Source organism: Streptomyces sp. NPDC013455 (assembly GCF_040632975.1).
Lineage (GTDB): Bacteria > Actinomycetota > Actinomycetes > Streptomycetales > Streptomycetaceae > Streptomyces.
Genome location: NZ_JBEYCX010000014.1, coordinates 15,878 through 31,739, shown reverse-complemented (window position 1 = coordinate 31,739; position 15,862 = coordinate 15,878). Strand labels below are relative to the sequence as shown.

The following is a 15,862-nucleotide window of genomic DNA, read 5'->3' as shown; positions in this document are numbered from 1 at the left end:
TCATGAAGAGATGCCATATCTCTTCCATACGAGGAGGCTTCACTATGGAACAGCTCATCAAGCGCATGACGGAGGAGTCCGTGTGGCGCAAGTGGGTCGCGGTCAACTCCGCCCAGGCCGCGAAGGACGGGTGCATCAGCGCCACGCCCAAGAGCGGCTGCATCAGCGCCGCCCCGAAGAGCGGTTGTATCTCCTGACCCGCTGACGCCGCACGCCGCCGGCGCGGCTGTCGCCGCGCCGGCAGGTTCCGTACGTCCCCGCCGTCGACCCCGCCCCGGAGAGCCCTCGTGAACCGCCTGCCCAGCGCCGATGTCCTGGACAAGGTGCGCGACATCCCGATCTACCGTGCGTCCGTCGAGCGCGGCCACTTCCCGATCCTGGAGAAGCCGGAGATCGCCCGGGGCTTCCCCGACAACTGGATGACCCCCGAACTGGCCCGCGCGCTGGAGGCGGGGGAAGCAGAGTTCGTGCTGTCCACCGGTACCAACCACGCCCGCATGCAGCTGATACGGCCGCCCTACTTCCTGCTGCGCTCCTACTACCGCCTGTGGAGCGAGCACCCGGACCTCGGCGCCTCCTGGCACGACGGCGCCCGGCGGGTCTCGCTGACCACCGTACTCGCCACCGAGCACGTGGCCCGCGTGAACGCCCGCAAGCCCGGCGCGACGCCCGGGGAGCGCTGGCTCGACGACCGCACGCTGTACCTCAACCGCCGCCTCGACCCCGCCGACTGGGACCGGGGCGAGGTGGAGCGCATGCTCGCCGAGATCCGCGAGGCGGCCGCCGCCCACCCCGGCGGCGCCTACCTGCTGGACTGCTCCGGTTACCACCTGGCGCACCTGGTCCGCAAAGTCTCCGCCTGGGGGCTGTGGGACCTCTTCCCCCGCCCGGCCGGCATCGTCCACGCCTACGAGTACACGCCGTCGAACGTCCGCGCCCACCTGCGCGCCCACTTCGACTGCCCGGTGGTCGACCTCTTCGGCAGCACCGAACTCGGCTACCTCTTCTACAGCGACGCCGAGGGCCGCTACCAGCCCTACCTCCGGGACATGAGCGTCGAGCTGGTGCCGGTGGAGCCGGGCAGCGGCATCTTCAGCCTCATCGTCACCAGCGTCCGCAACCCCTACATGCCGCTGGTCCGCTACCGGTCCGGCGACTGCGTCCGCACCCTCGACGGCAGCCCCGACCCGGAGCGGATCGTCTCCTTCTGCGGACGGGAGAAGGAGCTGCTGCCCACCCCCGACGGTCCCGTCTCCCAGGCCGACCTCGACGCCCGTATCGCCGGCGTCTGCACCCGCGTCTTCCTGCACCAGCTGCACCTGACCGGCGAAGGCGCATGCCGCCTGGCGTACACGACCTTCGACGACGTACCGCTCACACCCGCCGAGACGGCCGAACTGGCCGCGTCCGTCGGCGCCTTGACCGGGCGTGCCTGCCAGGTGGAACACGCCACGAGCATCCCCATCGGGCGCTCCGGCAAGTACGCCTGGCTGACCGTGCCCGACCCGTCCTGACCCCGTCCGTACCGGCCGCCCGGTGCGTGCCGGTACGGCGCGCCCGGCGCCGACCTCTCGACAGGAACCCCATGTCCACATCCGCAGCCCACGCCCCCTCGGATACCGCGGCCGAACGGGTGCCCGGAGCAGAGGAGCTGCTCGGCCCGGCGCTGCACGAAGAGGTGGTGCGGCACTTCACGGCCGGGCCCGACGCCCCCTCCGCCTCCGTCGTCCGGCACCAGGTCCGCGAGTGCCTGCGCTACCTCTACCTCGTCTCCCGCCACCCCGACCGGCTCGGCGGCCTCTTCCTCCCTGTCGAGCAGGACATCGACGAGATCTGGCACTACCTCATCCTGCAGACGCGCGAGTACCGCGACCTGTGCGAACAGCGGCTGCCCGGCGGGCACTTCATCCACCACCGGAGCATCTCCTACGACGACTACCGGGAAGCCCCCGGGCGGGAGACCGTCGCCGAGGAGGCCCTGCGCTGGATCCCCCTGTACACGGCCGCCTTCGGACCCTTCGACGCCGACGCCCTGCCGCACTGGACGATCGTGCGGTTCCTGCACGACGAACTCGGCATGTCCCTGGAAGACATAGCCGCCCTGGCCGGGGACGCCCCGACGGCCCCTGGCGAGGCGAACGACGGTCCGATGGCCGACGCCCCGGAGGCCGGCGTCCTGACGGCTGACGCCCCGGCGGCCGACGTCCTGACGGCTGACGACACGGCGACCGGCGTCCTGACGGCTGACGACACGGCGACCGGCGTCCTGACGGCTGACGACACGGCGGCCCCGGTGCGGGGCCACGCGTGACCCAGACGGCCCCGCCGACGCCGGCGGCGGACTTCTCCCGTGAGCAGCGCCGCGCTCTGACGGTGATCGTCGTCTCGCAGATGCTCGGCGGTGCCGGCATGGCGGCCGGCATCACGGTCGGCGCGCTGCTCGCCCAGGACCTGCTCGGCTCCACCGGCCTGGCCGGGCTGCCGGCCGCGCTGTTCGCCGTCGGCGCGGCCCTGGGGGCCGCGGTCCTCGGCCGGGTCTGCCAGCGCTTCGGGCGCCGCCCGGGCCTGGCACTGGGCAACGCGGTCGCCGCACTGGGCAGCGCGGGCGTGGTCGCGGGAGCCGCGGCGCGCTGGCCCGTCCTGCTGCTGGCCGCCCTGTTCGTGTACGGGGCGGGTACGGTCACGGGGCTGCTGGCGCGGTACGCGGGCTCCGAGCTCGCCCCGCCAGAGCGGCGCGGCCGGGCCGCCGGAACCGTGCTGTTCGCCATGACACTGGGTGCGGTGGCGGGCCCGAACCTGATCGGCCCCACCGGCACCGTCGCCGCCGCCTGGGGCGTTCCACGGCTGGCGGGCCCCTTCCTGCTGGCGGCGGCCGCCTACACGGCCGCCGCCCTGGTGCTGCTGGTGTGGCTGCGCCCGGACCCCCTGCTCCCGGCCCGGCCCCGGGAACCCCGCGAAAACGTCACTGAACCTCACGCCGAGCCCCACGCCGGGTCGCACCCCGAGCCCCACGCCGGGCCCCGCACCCCGCCCCGCGGCGGCCCCGGTGTCGTCACCGGCGCCACCGTGATGATCACCGCTCAGCTGGTGATGATCGCCGTGATGACCATGACGCCCGTCCACATGACCGGCCACGGCCACGCGACGCAGGCGGTGGGTCTGGTCATCGCCCTGCACGTCGGCGCCATGTTCCTGCCGTCACCGGTCAGCGGCCTGCTCGTGGACCGGATCGGCCCCCGGCGGGTCGCCGCCGCGGCCGGTGCCGTCCTGCTGGGCGCCGGACTGTCCGCGGGCCTCGCCCCGCCGGACTCCGTCACGCCGCTGGCCTTCGCGCTCGTACTCCTCGGCATCGGCTGGAACCTCGCCCTGCTCGGCGGTACGGCCCTGCTCACGGACGCGGCCCCCGCCGAGAACCGTGCCGCGGTGCAGGGCATGGCGGACGTGGGGATGTCCGTGGCGGGCGCGACCGGCGGCATGGCCTCGGGCCTGGTGGCGGGCGGCAGCGGCTACCCGGTCCTGGCGACGGCGGCGGGGGCCCTCGCCCTCGCGGTGATCCCGGCCGTGGCGTTGACCGGCGGCGGCCGACGCCTGTGACGGGGCACCACCGAGCCCGCGCGGGGGTGCCGCCGCCCGGCCCTCCGGTACGGCAGCCCGACCCACCGGCCACCTCACCGCCGGCCGCACCGCCCACCTGACCGCCGACCGCACCCTCCGTCTCACCGCCGGCCGCACCGTCCGTCCCACCGCCGGCCGCACCGTCCGTCCCACCGCCGGCCGCACCGACCACCTCACCGTCCGCCGCACCGCGGTGTCCGCATCCGGTCCGCGCCGCGCCTGGGAAGAACAGGAGAGCCCGATGACCCCCACCCCCGGCCCGCCCCCCACCGCCCGCCCGGGCGACGCCGCCACCGCCGACGCCCCGCTCCTCGACGCCGCCACCGCCGGCACCCGGATCCTCGACGCCACCACCACCGTCGACGCCGTCGTCGTCGGCGCCGGGCTCTCCGGCCTCTACCAGCTCCACCGGCTGCGCGAGCTCGGTCTCACGGCGCTGGTCCTGGAGGCCGGCGAGGACATCGGCGGGACCTGGTACTGGAACCGGTACCCCGGGGCCCGCTGCGACATCGAGAGCACGTCGTACTCCTACACCTTCTCCCCGGAGCTGGACCAGGAGTGGGAGTGGAGCGAGCGCTACGCCTCCCAGCCGGAGATCCTGCGGTACATCCACCACGTCGCGGACCGCTTCGACCTGCGCCGGGACGTCGTGCTGCGCACCCGGGTCACCCGCGCCGTGTACGACGAGGACGCGCACCTGTGGCGGCTCTCCACGGACACCGGCCGGGCCGTCACCGCCCGGTTCGTCGTCCTGGCGACGGGCTGCATGTCGGTGCCCAAGGACCCCGGGATACCCGGCGCCGACAGCTTCACGGGCTCCATCCACCACACGGCCCGGTGGCCGCGCGAGGGCGTCTCCTTCGCCGGCAGGCGGGTCGCCGTGATCGGCACCGGGTGCTCAGGGGTCCAGGCCGTCCCCGTCATCGCCGGCGAGGCGGCCGCCCTCACCGTCTTCCAGCGCACCCCCGCCTACGTGCTCCCGGCCCACAACCGCCCGCTGGGGGCCGCGGAGACCGCCGAACTCAAGGCCCGCTACCCGGAGTTCAGACGCGCCCAGCGCCTGTCCCGCGGCGGGACCGTCTTCGAACCGCCGACCCGCTCGGCCCTGGAGGCGGACGAGGCGGAGCGCACGGCGGCCTACGAGGCCGCCTGGGCCGGCGGTTACCTGAACGGGCTGCTGCGCACCTACAACGACATCCTGACCGACGAGAAGGCCAACGAGACCGTGGCCGAGTTCGTCCGGTCCAAGATCCGGTCGATCGTCACCGACCCCGTGACGGCCGAGCGGCTCTCCCCGCGCACCTTCCCGTTCGCGACCAAGCGCCCCTGCCTGGGCACCGGCTACTACGCCACCTACAACCTGCCGCACGTGGAGCTGGTGGACCTGCGCACGACCCCGATCGAGACGATCACGCCCCGGGGCATCCGGACCTCGGAGGGGGAGTACGAGCTCGACACGATCGTCCTCGCCACCGGCTTCGACGCGCTGACCGGCTCCCAGCTCGCCATCGACATCGTGGGCAAGCGCGGGGCGACGCTCCGGGAGAGGTGGGCGGACGGTCCCCGCAACCACCTGGGGCTCGTCTCGGCCGGATTCCCCAACCTCTTCACCGTCCTCGGACCGCTCAGCCCCTCCGTGCTCACCAACATCGCGGTGTCCCTGGAGCAGCAGGTCGAGTGGATCACCGACTGCATCGCCCACCTGCTCGGACACGGCCTCACGGAGATCGACGCCGAGCCGGAGGCCGAGGCGGACTGGGGCGTTCGGGTGGCGGAGACCGCCGCCCGTACTCTCTACCCGGCGGCGGACTCGTGGTACACGGGAGCCAACGTCCCGGGCAAACCACGGGTGTTCCTCGCCTACGCCGGCGGACTGGACCGGTACCGGGAGGAGTGCGACGCCGCGGCCCGGAGCGGTTACCGCGGCTTCGTCCTCTCCTCCTCCGTCGCCTCCCCCTGAGCGCGGGCGGGGGCGGGGCACAGGACCGTCGGCGGGCCGGCGGGCCACGGAACCACCAGCGGGCGACCGCGGGCCGGCGCACCGGCGACCGCGGGCCGGCGCACCGGCGACCGCGGGTCAGCGCACCGGCGGGGGCGCCGCGCCGAGGCCCGTGACCGGGTACGGCGCCGGTTCCGTCACCCAGCCCGCCGTCAGCACCAGGCGGGACTCGCGGTCGACGGCGAGGAAGGCGAAGGGGCGGTCGAAGGTGACGCGGACGACCGTGGTCTCGTAGCGGTACTGCGGCAGCGCCCCCGCCGGTACCGGCATCACCGCCGTCACCGCCGCCGCCCGGAAGCCCAGCGCCCCGAACTGGGCCACGGCCGACTGGCGGGCCTCGCCGACGGCCAGCGGGTACGCGCTCACCCCGGGGAAGTGACCGACCGCGGTGTCCGTGGCCGTCGTCAGGCCGAACAGGCCCGGCAGGGCGAGCAGGTCGTGGTCGGCCCGTACCTCGTAGGCGACCGTGCGCACGTCCAGCGTCTTCGGCTCCGGTGCGGTGGCCGGCTGCTGCTCCACGTGCAGGCCGGGGCCGACATGGCCGTGCGGCAGCGCGCCGCCCCCGGTCAGCGGCAGAGCGCGCGCCACGATCCCCACCCCGGCCGCCAGTACCTGACCGGGCGCCATGCGCTCCTCGCCGAGCACCAGATGGACGTCGACCCCGTTGTCCCCCGGCACCGTCAGCGCGGTGACGAACCCGTCCGGGGTGCCCGCGACACCCACCCGGTCCGGCCGCACGCTGCGCCGGTGCAGACCGCGGAGCGTTCGGCCCTGCCAGGGACCGGAGTCCGGCCGCAGCGGCTGCTCCGTGAAGGGCTGCCGCCAGGTGGTGCGCAGCGCGAGGGCACTGGCCAGCACCATCCGCGCGTCCCGGGTCAGCGTCACCGGCATCCGCTCGACCAGCCCGCCGGTCCGCTCGGCCGCCCAGGCGTCCAGCCGCTCCTGCGCGGTGACCAGGTCGTCGCCGAAGACGCCGTGGGTGCCGGCGGGGAGCCCGGCCCGCCACTCCTCCCGCAGGGCCAGCCCCTGGTGCGTCCACAGGCCGAGCGCCGTGTCCAGGCCGGGCACCGACGCCAGCCCCGCCAGCAGTTCCCGCGCGGCACCGGCCGCCCGCTCGGCCGGTACGCCCAGGGCGCCGGCCAGCTCCGCCCGCGCCGGGCCCGCCGCGCCGTCGGCCAGGAAGGCCAGCAGGGGCCAGACGCCCGGCGCCGAGAACACCGTCCCCTCGGGCAGGGCCTGCGCCCAGCGGGCCGTCAGCCCGTTCACCCGCCCGACCGTCTCCTCGGTCACCCTGCTCATTCCTCGCCCTTCCGGGAGGCACCGCTCACCGCTCGCGTTCCCCGGCTCACTTCCGGCCCGCCGCCCGCCCGGCAGGCCCGCCACCGGTGCCTCGTCGGACGGGCCGTGCCGTCCACCCGGCCGCCCGTCTGGGTCTCCACCCGCATTCCGTCCCCGTTCGTGCCCCGCTTACCATGCGGCCAGTCGTACGTCAGTCCAGCCACCGGCCGGCGCCGGTCCCATCCTGCCGCCGCCCGACCCAGGAGCACGGTACCGGTGTCCACACCTCCGCCACCCGGCCCCCACCAGCCGCAAGGGCCGTTCCAGCCACCCGAGGCGTACCCGCAGGGGCCGTACGGGCAGTACGGGCAGTACGGGCAGTATGGGGACGGGCCCTACGGGCCGTCCCCGTACGCCGGTCAGGCCGGCGGCCCGCCGGGGTGGCCGGCGTACCGGCCGTGGGGTCAGGGCTACAGCCCCGTCAACCGGCCGGCGCCGGTCAACGGCCTCGCCATCGCCGCTCTTGTGCTCGGTGTGCTGTGCTTCCTGCCCGGTGTGGGGCTGGTGCTCGGGCTGGTCGCGCTGCGGCAGATCCGCCGGCGCGGTGAGCGCGGCACCGGGCCGGCCGTGGGCGGCGCCGTGCTCTCCGGGGTCGGACTGGCGCTGTGGGCGCTGCTGTTCGCCACGGGCGGCGCGGCCGAGTTGTGGCACGGGTTCAAGGAGGGCGCACGCGAGGGTGCGGTCATCTCGCTGTCCGAGGGCGAGTGCTTCGACGCGCCGGGGGGTGCGCTGAGCGGCGAGACGTACGACGTGGACAAGGTCCCGTGCGCCGGCGCGCACGACGGCGAGGTGTTCGCGACCTTCCGGCTGCCGGACGGCGCCTACCCCGGGGACGGCGAGGTCGGCGACACCGCCGACGAGCGCTGCTGGATCCTCCAGGACGGCTACGCGATGGACGCCTGGGCGGTCCCGCGGGACGTCGACGTGTACTACCTGACGCCGACCGAGGACAGCTGGGCCGCCGGGGACCGCGAGGTCACCTGCGTGTTCGGCGACACCGCCGAGGGCGAGGACCTGACCGGCTCGCTGCGCAACGACGAGACCGTCCTCGACGCCCACCAGGTCGCCTATCTGAAGGCCGCTCACGTCCTCAACGCGGCCATGGGGACCGCGCCCGACGAGGAGTACGTCGAGGACGACCTGCCGGGCCACAAGGCGTGGGCGGGCCGGGTGTCGGCGGCGCTGGACCGGCAGGCCCGGATGCTGCGCGCGCACGACTGGCCGGCGGGGGCCCGGGGGCCGGTCACGGCGCTGGCGGCCCGGCTGGACAAGGCGCGCGCCGAGTGGGCGAAGGCCGCCGGCGCCGGGGACGCGGACTCCTTCTACGAGCACTACGACAAGGGCTTCGACCTGGTCGGCCCCCGCCAGGGGGTCGAGGCCCGCGAGGCCCTCGGGCTGGCCACCACCCCGCCGGCGGACGAGGAGGACACCGGCACGTCCCTCCAGGTGTGAGCGGGCCGGGGCCTGAGCACCCCTATACGCGGGGGAAAGCGCCTGGGTAAAGCCCTCCCCGGCCTCAAGTCATCACATCGAGTGATTCTCTGGCCTTTGCTTGCATGGCGGAACCCACGGTTGCCAGGCTGTTGCTGTCTGTACAACCTGATGGGAGCGGCCAGTGACTTTCGGTGAGCAGCCGGCGTACCTGCGCGTCGCGGGTGATCTCCGCAAGAAGATCGTCGACGGTTCACTCCCGCCCCACACCCGGCTCCCGTCCCAGGCCCGCATCCGCGAGGAGTACGGCGTCTCGGACACGGTCGCGCTGGAGGCCCGCAAGGTGCTGATGGCCGAGGGGCTGGTCGAGGGCCGGTCCGGCTCGGGGACGTACGTGCGGGAGCGGCCGGTGCCCCGGCGGGTGGCCCGCTCCGGCTACCGCCCGGCGGGTGGCGCCACCCCCTTCCGGCAGGAGCAGGCCGACGCCTCGGTGCGCGGCACCTGGGAGTCCAGCAGCGAGCAGGCCGAGGCCGGTGCGGCCATCGCCGAGCGGCTGGCGATCCAGCCGGGCGACCGGGTCATGCGCACCAAGTACGTGTTCCGGGAGGGCGGCGAGCCGATGATGCTCTCCACCTCCTGGGAGCCCCTCGCGGTCACCGGGCGCACTCCCGTGATGCTGCCCGAGGAGGGGCCGCTCGGCGGGATGGGCGTGGTCGAGCGGATGCGGGCCATCGACGTCATCGTGGACAACGTCACCGAGGAGGTCGGCGCCCGCCCCGGTCTCGCGGAGGAGCTGCACCTGCTCGGCGGTGTCCCCGGTCATGTGGTGCTCGTCGTCCAGCGCACCTACTTCGCCTCCGGCCGCCCGGTCGAGACCGCCGACGTGGTGATCCCGGCCGACCGCTACCGGGTCGCCTACCACCTGCCCGTGAAGTGACGGGGGCGCCGGGTCCCGCGGCTCCGGCGGGCCGCCCGCCGCACGCGCGTGCGCCCTTCGCGTGAAGTAGCGCACACCCCCGCGCGCCCGGAGCGATGTATTCCGGTCGCTGCCGGGCCCCCGGTGCCGCAGTAATCCGGCCGTCTTCCCAGGTGATCGCGGTTGCCCTCGGCGTCTTCCGGCCGAGGCAGGGGAGTGCGCGACGGCGCGTTCGGTCCCGTGCGCCCCCGGCGTTCTGGCTGGTTGCGTACCTCTTTGTGAAAAGGCGTATTCGCTCAGTGAAGGTTGGGCGTACGCTCGGGCATATGCGGATTGCGGTTTCCTTGGGCGGGGCGCGACGGGGGCCCGAGAGGGGAAGTGAGTCCCGCCGCGCGATCGGGAGTGAAGTCGAGAGCGAAGACGACAGTGGGGGAGGGCGGGGCTGTGCGCGAAGGTACGCGGGCGGTGGGGGCCATGAGTGAGGGCACGGTCTCCCTGCCGTGGATCGTGATACGGCAGGACGACAACGGCAATCGCTACCGCGTCGGCCGGTACGCGACCCGCGCGGAGGCGCAGAAGATCGCCGACAGCCTCGACGACCGGGGGCACAAGCAGCTGTACTGGGTCGAGCGCATCGGCCAGAACGGCGACGGCACGCGGAACTGACCCCGCACGCCGACGGCACGCGGAACTGACCCCTCCGCTACGGCACGCGGAGCTGACCCCTCCGCCGACGGCACACGGAACGGCGTTCGCGGGCTCCCGTAGGCTCCGCTCCATGACGTCCATGACCCCGAAGACACCCGGGCCGGAGCGGATCGTGGTGGTGGGAGCCGCGCTGTTCGACGGCGGCCGGCTGCTCGCCGCGCGCCGCAGCGCGCCCGCCGACCTGGCCGGGCGCTGGGAGCTGCCCGGCGGCAAGGTCGAGGCGGGCGAGCGGCCCGAGGACGCCCTGGTGCGCGAGCTGGGCGAGGAGCTCGGCGTGGACGCCGAGCCGGTCGCGCGCGTGCCGGGGGAGTGGCCGCTGCGCACCCCGTACGTCCTGCGGGTGTGGACCGCCCGCCTGCGCTCCGGCTCACCCGCGCCCCGGCCCCTCCAGGACCACGATGAACTGCGCTGGCTGGGCCCCGCGGACCTCTGGGACGTGCCGTGGCTCGACCAGGACGTCGCGGCGGTCCGGGAGGTGGCCGCCCGATGGGGTGCGGAGCGCGGCCCCGGCGGGCGCGGCGAGCCGGACCCCGTGCGCGGACACCCGTAGCCGCGCCGACCCCCGCGGGGCCCTCCGTACGCCGTTCGTGCCACAGTGCGCCCTCTCGCGCGGTACTGCCCCCCAGATGTCGGGTATGGGCCCATTAACCCCACGAAACCGGACATGGGTGGGATCGCTGGCCTGGGAAGTGATCGGCGTGATCGACACCGACGGCGACTGCGTCGAGTGGACCTTTCCGGCAGATCCCGGCGCGGTGCGCACCGCCCGCGCGGCCGTCCGGCGCCAGCTGCACGGCTGGGATCTGGACTGCGTCGCCGACCTTGCCGCCCTCCTGGTGAGCGAACTGGTCACCAACTCGCTGCGGCACGCCACCGGACCCATCGGCGTACGGCTCATCCGCCCCGCCGGGCTGGGAAACGTGCTGCTGGTGGAGGTCTCCGACCCGCTCCCGGACCCGCCGCGCGAACGCGTCGCGCAGCCCGGGGACGAGAGCGGACGCGGCCTCCAGCTGCTCGCCGGCTCCTCCCGCCGCTGGGGCACCCGGCCCGACGGGGACGGAAAGACCGTCTGGTTCGAGCTGGCGGTGCCCGGGTGAGGCCGGAGCACCGCGGGAGCACATGGTGTTCACCCTCAGGCGCGCGTCCACCGTGCGCGCCGGGGGCGCACCCTGCCCCACGGGGGGCGGTTCGGTGGTGTGTTCCCTGGTTAGAAGAGTGGAAGTGTTGTCACGGACCGGTCCGAAAAGCACCTGGACCGAGCTGTGATCGTGAACACCGTGTCGTGCGGCGCCGTAGTGCTGGATACTGCGGGCAGCCGCCCCCGGTGACCGGTGCCGGGCGCGGTGAGCTGGAGGGGACGGTTCGCGTGAGCGAGATACCAGCGAAGGCCACGGAGTTCGAGGACCCGTCGGACGGCGCGAGGAGTCAGGCCGCGGAGGCTGCCGCGGCGCCCACGGACGCCATGTGGCAGAGCAGCCCGCCCGGTTCGATCTACGACTACATCAAGGTCGCGTCCTTCGCCATCAGCCCCGGCGGACTGGTCGAGCAGTGGAGCCTGCGGGCCGAGCAGCTCTTCGGCATCCCCGCCGAACGCGCCGTGGGCATGGACCCCATAGAGGCCTTCGTCGACCCCGACCTGCGCGAGCGCGGGCAGCGGAAGATGGCCGAGATCCTCGACGGACGCGAGTGGACCGGAGTGGTCCCCTTCCGGATGCCCGACCGGCCGGACGGCGCGCGCGGCGAAGAGGGCCTGGCCGAGGTCTACGTCATGCCGACCCGTACCGCCGAGGGCGAGAAGGCCGCCGTCTGCATCGTCGTCGACGTCCGCACGCTGCGCAGCATCGAGACCGACCTCGCCGCCTCGCAGGCCATTTTCGGTCAATCACCCTTCGGTTTCCTGCTGATCGACGCCGACCTGCGGATCCGCCGGGCCAACACGCGGTTCGCCTCCGTCTTCGGCGGATCCCCGGACGACCACCGGGGAAAGGAAGTTCACGACTATCTGCCGCGTGGTGAGGCCGAGCGGGTTTCGGCCACCCTGCGCCGGGTGCTGGAGAGCGGCGAGTCCATCACCGACATGCATGTCACCGGCTTCGTCCCGGACTCCGAGGAACGCCGGCACTGGTCCGTCAACCTCTACCGCGTCCACAGCGGCACCGGCCGGCCCATCGGTATCGCCTGGCTCGGCACCGACATCACCTCCCGCCGCGCCGCCGCCCGCGAGGCCGCCGCCGCCCGCCGCAACCTCGCCCTGCTCAACGAGGCCGGCGCCCGGATCGGCAACTCCCTCGACCTGGAGACCACGGCCCGCGAACTCCTCGACGTGGTCGTGCCCGGCTTCTGCGACCTCGCCACCGTCGATCTCTACCAGGGCCTGCTGGCGGGCGACGAGACCCCGCCGGGACTCGCCGACGGCAGCGCCGAACTGCGCCGCGTCGCCTTCGCCAGCGCGGTCTCCGGCGCCCCTTTCACCGGCTCCGGGGAACCCGTCGAGGTCGGCGCGGTCCACCACTTCCCCTTCAACTCGCCGTGCGCGGACGCCCTGCGCACCGCCCGGCCGCAGCACGTGCCCGCCGAGGAGGGCGGCCTCGTGCAGTCCACGCTCGCCGTCCCGATGGTCGCCCACGACACCGTCGTGGGACTCGCCCAGTTCGCCCGCACCAAGGGAAGCGAGCCGTTCGGCGACCGGGACCGGGACCTCGCGGTCGAACTGGCCGCCCGCGCCGCCGTCTGCATCGACAACGCGCGCCTGTACCGCAGGGAGCACGAACGGGCGCTGATACTCCAGCGGTCCCTGCTCCCGCCCGGCGACCCCGAGGCGTCCGGCCTGGACATCGCCTGCCGCTACCTGCCCGGCAACGCGGCGACGGAGGTCGGCGGCGACTGGTTCGACGTCATCGAACTCCCCGGCCACCGCACGGCGCTGGTGGTCGGCGACGTGATGGGGCGGGGCCTGCGCGCGGCCGTGGCGATGGGCGAACTCCGTACGGCCGTACGCACCCTGGCCCTGCTGGACCTCGAACCGGCCGAAGTGCTGTCGGCGTTGGACGAGATCGCGCGCGGGCTCGGCACCCCGGGCGGGATCCAGCAGGCGACCCGCACCGCACGCCAGCCCCGGGACGCCGACCTGTCCGAGGTCTACCTCGCGACCTGCGTGTACGCCGTGTACGACTCGGTGACCAGACGCTGTACGTTCGCCAACGCCGGCCATCTGCCGCCGGTCCTGGTGGAGCCCGGCGAGACGGCGCTGATGCTCGACGTGCCGCCCGGCATGCCGCTCGGCGTCGGCGGCGAGCCGTTCGAGGAGGTCGAGGTCGAACTGCCGGAGGGCGCCCTGCTCGCGCTCTACACGGACGGCCTGGTCGAATCCCGCGACCACCCCCTGGACGAGGGGCTCCAGGCGTTCGTGGGGGCGCTCACGGATCCGTCGCGTCCGCTGGAGGACGTCTGCGACCACGTCCTCAACACGCTCGACACCCACCACGGCGAGGACGACATCGCCCTGCTGATGGCCCGGGTCCAGGGGCTGCCCGCGGAGTCCGTCGGCGACTGGACGCTGCCCCGGGAGCCGCGCAGCGTGGGCCGGGCCCGTGAGTACGCCCGCGGCCAGCTGCTCTCCTGGGACCTGGAGCCGCTGGTCGACACGACGGAACTGCTGGTCAGCGAGCTCGTGACGAACGCGCTGCGGTACGGCGAGGGGGACATCAGGCTCCGGCTGCTGCTGGACCGCACGCTGGTCTGCGAGGTCTGGGACTCCGGCCTCGTCCAGCCCCGCCGCCGGCGCGCCCGGGACACCGACGAGGGCGGCCGGGGCTTGCAGCTGGTCGGCCTGCTCAGCGCGGCCTGGGGCTCCCGGCGGACGCCCCGCGGCAAGACGGTGTGGTTCGAACTGCCGCTGCCGGGCGGGGAGGGCGGCCTCACGGACCCGGCGGAGGCGTTGCTGAGCCTCTTCTGAACCCGCTCCGTCCACCGGGCCCCGGGACCGGCCCGATGCCGGCGCCGAGGTGGTGGCGGCCGCGGGTCTCCGGGCCGCCGTACGCGGCCGGGGGGCCGGCGTCCGGGTCCTCGGCCAGCAGGACGCCGCCGAGCACGGCTCCGGCCAGGCCGGCCGTGTCCCCTCCGGTCCCGACGTGCGGGGTGTCCGCCCCGACGTGCGGGGTGCCGTACGCCCGTACGTCCCGCTCGGCGTGCTCCCGGGCCCGGGACGCCATCGAGTCGGCCGGGCCGGCGTTGCCCGCGCCCAGCTCCCGCACCGCCTCCGCCAGCAGGGCCCTGGCCTCCGCGCCCACCGCCGCCCGGTGCACCGCGACGAACTCCTCCGCCCCGGCCACGGCACACCGCGCCACCAGCAGCGCCGCGGTGTCCAGCACCTCCGGGCGTCCCCCCGCCAGCCGCTCGACGGCCCGGGTGATCCGGCGCAGCGCGTCCAGCGGGTCGTACGGTCCGCCGGCCACCTCCTCGCGCACCGCCGCCAGCACCCCGTCGGCGTGCGCCGGCCGGGCGTGCGGCCGGCCCGTGGCCGGAGCGGTCCGCCCGCTCCCGCGCCGGACGGCGGCCAGTTCCTCCTCGGCGCCGGCCAGCGCCGCCGGTACCAGTGCGGCCGCCTCCCCGAGCAGCGCCGTGTGCCGCTCCACGCCGCCCACCAGCACCCCGGCCTGGGCCACCGCGCCCTCACCGGCCCGCAGCTGCCGGACGGCGCGCCGGGTGTCGCCCGTGTCGGCGGCCTGGCGGGCCTCGTTGAGCCGGGCCGTGGCGAACAGCAGGCGGTCCTTGGCCTGTTCCAGGCGGCCGGTGACGGACGCGGTGGCGGAGGGCGCGTACCGCTCCCTCAGCGCCGCCAGTGCGTCCTGCGCGGGCGGGGTCCGCGCCGCCCACTCCCGGAACCGCCCCTCGGCCACCTCCAGCGCCGCGCCGACCCCCTCCGCTCCGCCTGCGCCCCCTTCACCGCCTTGCGTGTCGTCACCGCCGTCCCCGCCGAATCCCCGCAGCCGGTCCAGTGCCGCCGCCTCCGCGTCCAGCCGGCGCCCCGCCTCCGCGCAGCGGCCGATCACCCCGACCAGTGCCTGGCGCCGGGCGCCCGGGTCCTCCGGGACGCCCTCCTCGTACCGCCGCCAGATCGCGCACGCCGCCGCGAGCTCGGTCTCGGCGGCCCGCAGGGCGTGCGCGAACGGCTCCGTCCGCTTCTCCCCGAACCGGTCCCGGACGAAGGACAGCTCCTCCCGGCTGGTCCGCACGCAGTCGTCGGCCAGCCGCAGTGCCGCGCGGGCCTGGCGTTCGGAGTCGGCCGGGGTGGCCGAGGGCGGGCGCGCCGGCACGGTTCCCGGAGTCGTCCGGGTGCGGGCCCGCCGGGTGCGCCGCAGGTAGCCGTATCCGGCGAGGGTGACGGCCGCGACCCCGGCGACCAGCGGCAGCACGAGGTCGGCGGCGGACACGTCGTCCTGGTCCGCGGCGGTGGCGCCCGCCACCGCGCCGACCGGCGCCGCGGGAACCGGATCGTGGGAACCGACCGTCATCACCGGCAACATCAGCCACCCGGCTCCCACCAGGGCACCCAGCACGGCATGCGCCACCCGCGCCCGTATGCGCGCCGTGGCACGCCGGGGCCGGCCCCGGAACAGGGAGGACGTCACCTTTCGGAGCGTATGGGCAGGTAGGCGGCTCCGCGAGCGGGACGGATACGGGTGGGGGACCAGAGGGACAGGGGGCGGGATGGACGAACAACGGGCCGACCGGCAGGAGGCCGAGGAGACGCGGGCCGGCCGGCAGGAGGCCGAGGAGACGCGGGCCGAGGAGACGCGGGCCGACCGGCAGGAGGCCGAGGAGACGCGGGCCGAGGAGACGCGGGCCGAGGAGAC

At 74.9% G+C, this 15,862-nt stretch carries 12 protein-coding genes and 1 pseudogene; 11 read left to right on the top strand and 2 right to left on the bottom strand.

Features of this window, described 5'->3' with window-relative positions:
* The first annotated feature begins 44 nt into the window (after positions 1-44).
* From ABZ576_RS22415 to ABZ576_RS22395, 5 genes and pseudogenes are all read left to right on the top strand, one after another.
* The gene (locus tag ABZ576_RS22415; protein ID WP_176710352.1) at positions 45-197 is read left to right on the top strand and encodes a hypothetical protein; all 153 of its coding nucleotides are present in this window, start codon (positions 45-47) and stop codon (positions 195-197) included.
* 90 nt (positions 198-287) lie between these two features.
* On the top strand, positions 288-1,514 hold the full coding sequence (locus ABZ576_RS22410; protein WP_360743447.1) for a hypothetical protein: 1,227 nt from the start codon (positions 288-290) through the stop codon (positions 1,512-1,514).
* A gap of 71 nt (positions 1,515-1,585) precedes the next feature.
* A pseudogene (locus tag ABZ576_RS22405) lies at positions 1,586-2,104 on the top strand (hypothetical protein); the annotation flags it as partial.
* Positions 2,105-2,391: 287 nt separating this feature from the next.
* Positions 2,392-3,594, top strand: coding sequence for an MFS transporter (locus ABZ576_RS22400; protein ID WP_360743857.1), 1,203 nt, complete (start codon positions 2,392-2,394; stop codon positions 3,592-3,594).
* Between the two features lie 262 nt (positions 3,595-3,856).
* The gene (locus tag ABZ576_RS22395; protein ID WP_360743444.1) at positions 3,857-5,575 is read left to right on the top strand and encodes an NAD(P)/FAD-dependent oxidoreductase; all 1,719 of its coding nucleotides are present in this window, start codon (positions 3,857-3,859) and stop codon (positions 5,573-5,575) included.
* Between the two features lie 117 nt (positions 5,576-5,692).
* Here ABZ576_RS22395 and ABZ576_RS22390 read toward each other — a convergent pair whose 3' ends face one another.
* The gene (locus tag ABZ576_RS22390; RefSeq protein WP_360743442.1) at positions 5,693-6,913 is read right to left on the bottom strand and encodes a serpin family protein; all 1,221 of its coding nucleotides are present in this window, start codon (positions 6,911-6,913) and stop codon (positions 5,693-5,695) included.
* Positions 6,914-7,168: 255 nt separating this feature from the next.
* Between ABZ576_RS22390 and ABZ576_RS22385 the strand changes: the two genes are divergently transcribed.
* The 6 genes from ABZ576_RS22385 to ABZ576_RS22360 all read left to right on the top strand — a co-directional run bounded on the left by ABZ576_RS22385 (position 7,169) and on the right by ABZ576_RS22360 (position 13,962).
* Positions 7,169-8,404: a DUF4190 domain-containing protein gene (locus tag ABZ576_RS22385; protein ID WP_360743439.1), complete on the top strand. Its 1,236-nt coding sequence runs from the start codon at positions 7,169-7,171 to the stop codon at positions 8,402-8,404.
* A 163-nt stretch (positions 8,405-8,567) separates the two neighbouring features.
* Positions 8,568-9,320, top strand: coding sequence for a GntR family transcriptional regulator (locus tag ABZ576_RS22380; protein ID WP_360743436.1), 753 nt, complete (start codon positions 8,568-8,570; stop codon positions 9,318-9,320).
* A 453-nt stretch (positions 9,321-9,773) separates the two neighbouring features.
* Positions 9,774-9,965, top strand: a complete 192-nt coding sequence (locus ABZ576_RS22375; protein ID WP_360743433.1) for an SPOR domain-containing protein — start codon at positions 9,774-9,776, stop codon at positions 9,963-9,965.
* Between the two features lie 121 nt (positions 9,966-10,086).
* A complete protein-coding gene (locus ABZ576_RS22370) occupies positions 10,087-10,557 on the top strand; it encodes a (deoxy)nucleoside triphosphate pyrophosphohydrolase (protein WP_360743854.1) in 471 nt (156 codons plus the stop codon).
* A gap of 118 nt (positions 10,558-10,675) precedes the next feature.
* Entirely contained in the window at positions 10,676-11,104 is a 429-nt protein-coding gene (locus tag ABZ576_RS22365; RefSeq protein ID WP_360743430.1) for an ATP-binding protein, read from the top strand.
* Positions 11,105-11,373: 269 nt separating this feature from the next.
* On the top strand, positions 11,374-13,962 hold the full coding sequence (locus ABZ576_RS22360) for a SpoIIE family protein phosphatase (RefSeq protein ID WP_360743427.1): 2,589 nt from the start codon (positions 11,374-11,376) through the stop codon (positions 13,960-13,962).
* Here the strand turns inward: ABZ576_RS22360 and ABZ576_RS22355 are convergent.
* Entirely contained in the window at positions 13,925-15,637 is a 1,713-nt protein-coding gene (locus tag ABZ576_RS22355) for a hypothetical protein (protein WP_360743424.1), read from the bottom strand. The genes ABZ576_RS22360 and ABZ576_RS22355 overlap by 38 nt on opposite strands.
* Between the last annotated feature and the right edge of the window lie 225 nt (positions 15,638-15,862).

Bases quoted from the DNA above. Each gene is read 5' to 3' on its own strand.
- ABZ576_RS22415 (WP_176710352.1), top strand. From the start codon at position 45: ATGGAACAGCTCATCAAGCGCATGACGGAGGAGTCCGTGTGGCGCAAG.
- ABZ576_RS22400 (WP_360743857.1), top strand. From the start codon at position 2,392: ATGCTCGGCGGTGCCGGCATGGCGGCCGGCATCACGGTCGGCGCGCTG.
- ABZ576_RS22395 (WP_360743444.1), top strand. From the start codon at position 3,857: ATGACCCCCACCCCCGGCCCGCCCCCCACCGCCCGCCCGGGCGACGCC.
- ABZ576_RS22390 (WP_360743442.1), bottom strand. From the start codon at position 6,913: ATGAGCAGGGTGACCGAGGAGACGGTCGGGCGGGTGAACGGGCTGACG.
- ABZ576_RS22375 (WP_360743433.1), top strand. From the start codon at position 9,774: ATGAGTGAGGGCACGGTCTCCCTGCCGTGGATCGTGATACGGCAGGAC.
- ABZ576_RS22370 (WP_360743854.1), top strand. From the start codon at position 10,087: ATGACCCCGAAGACACCCGGGCCGGAGCGGATCGTGGTGGTGGGAGCC.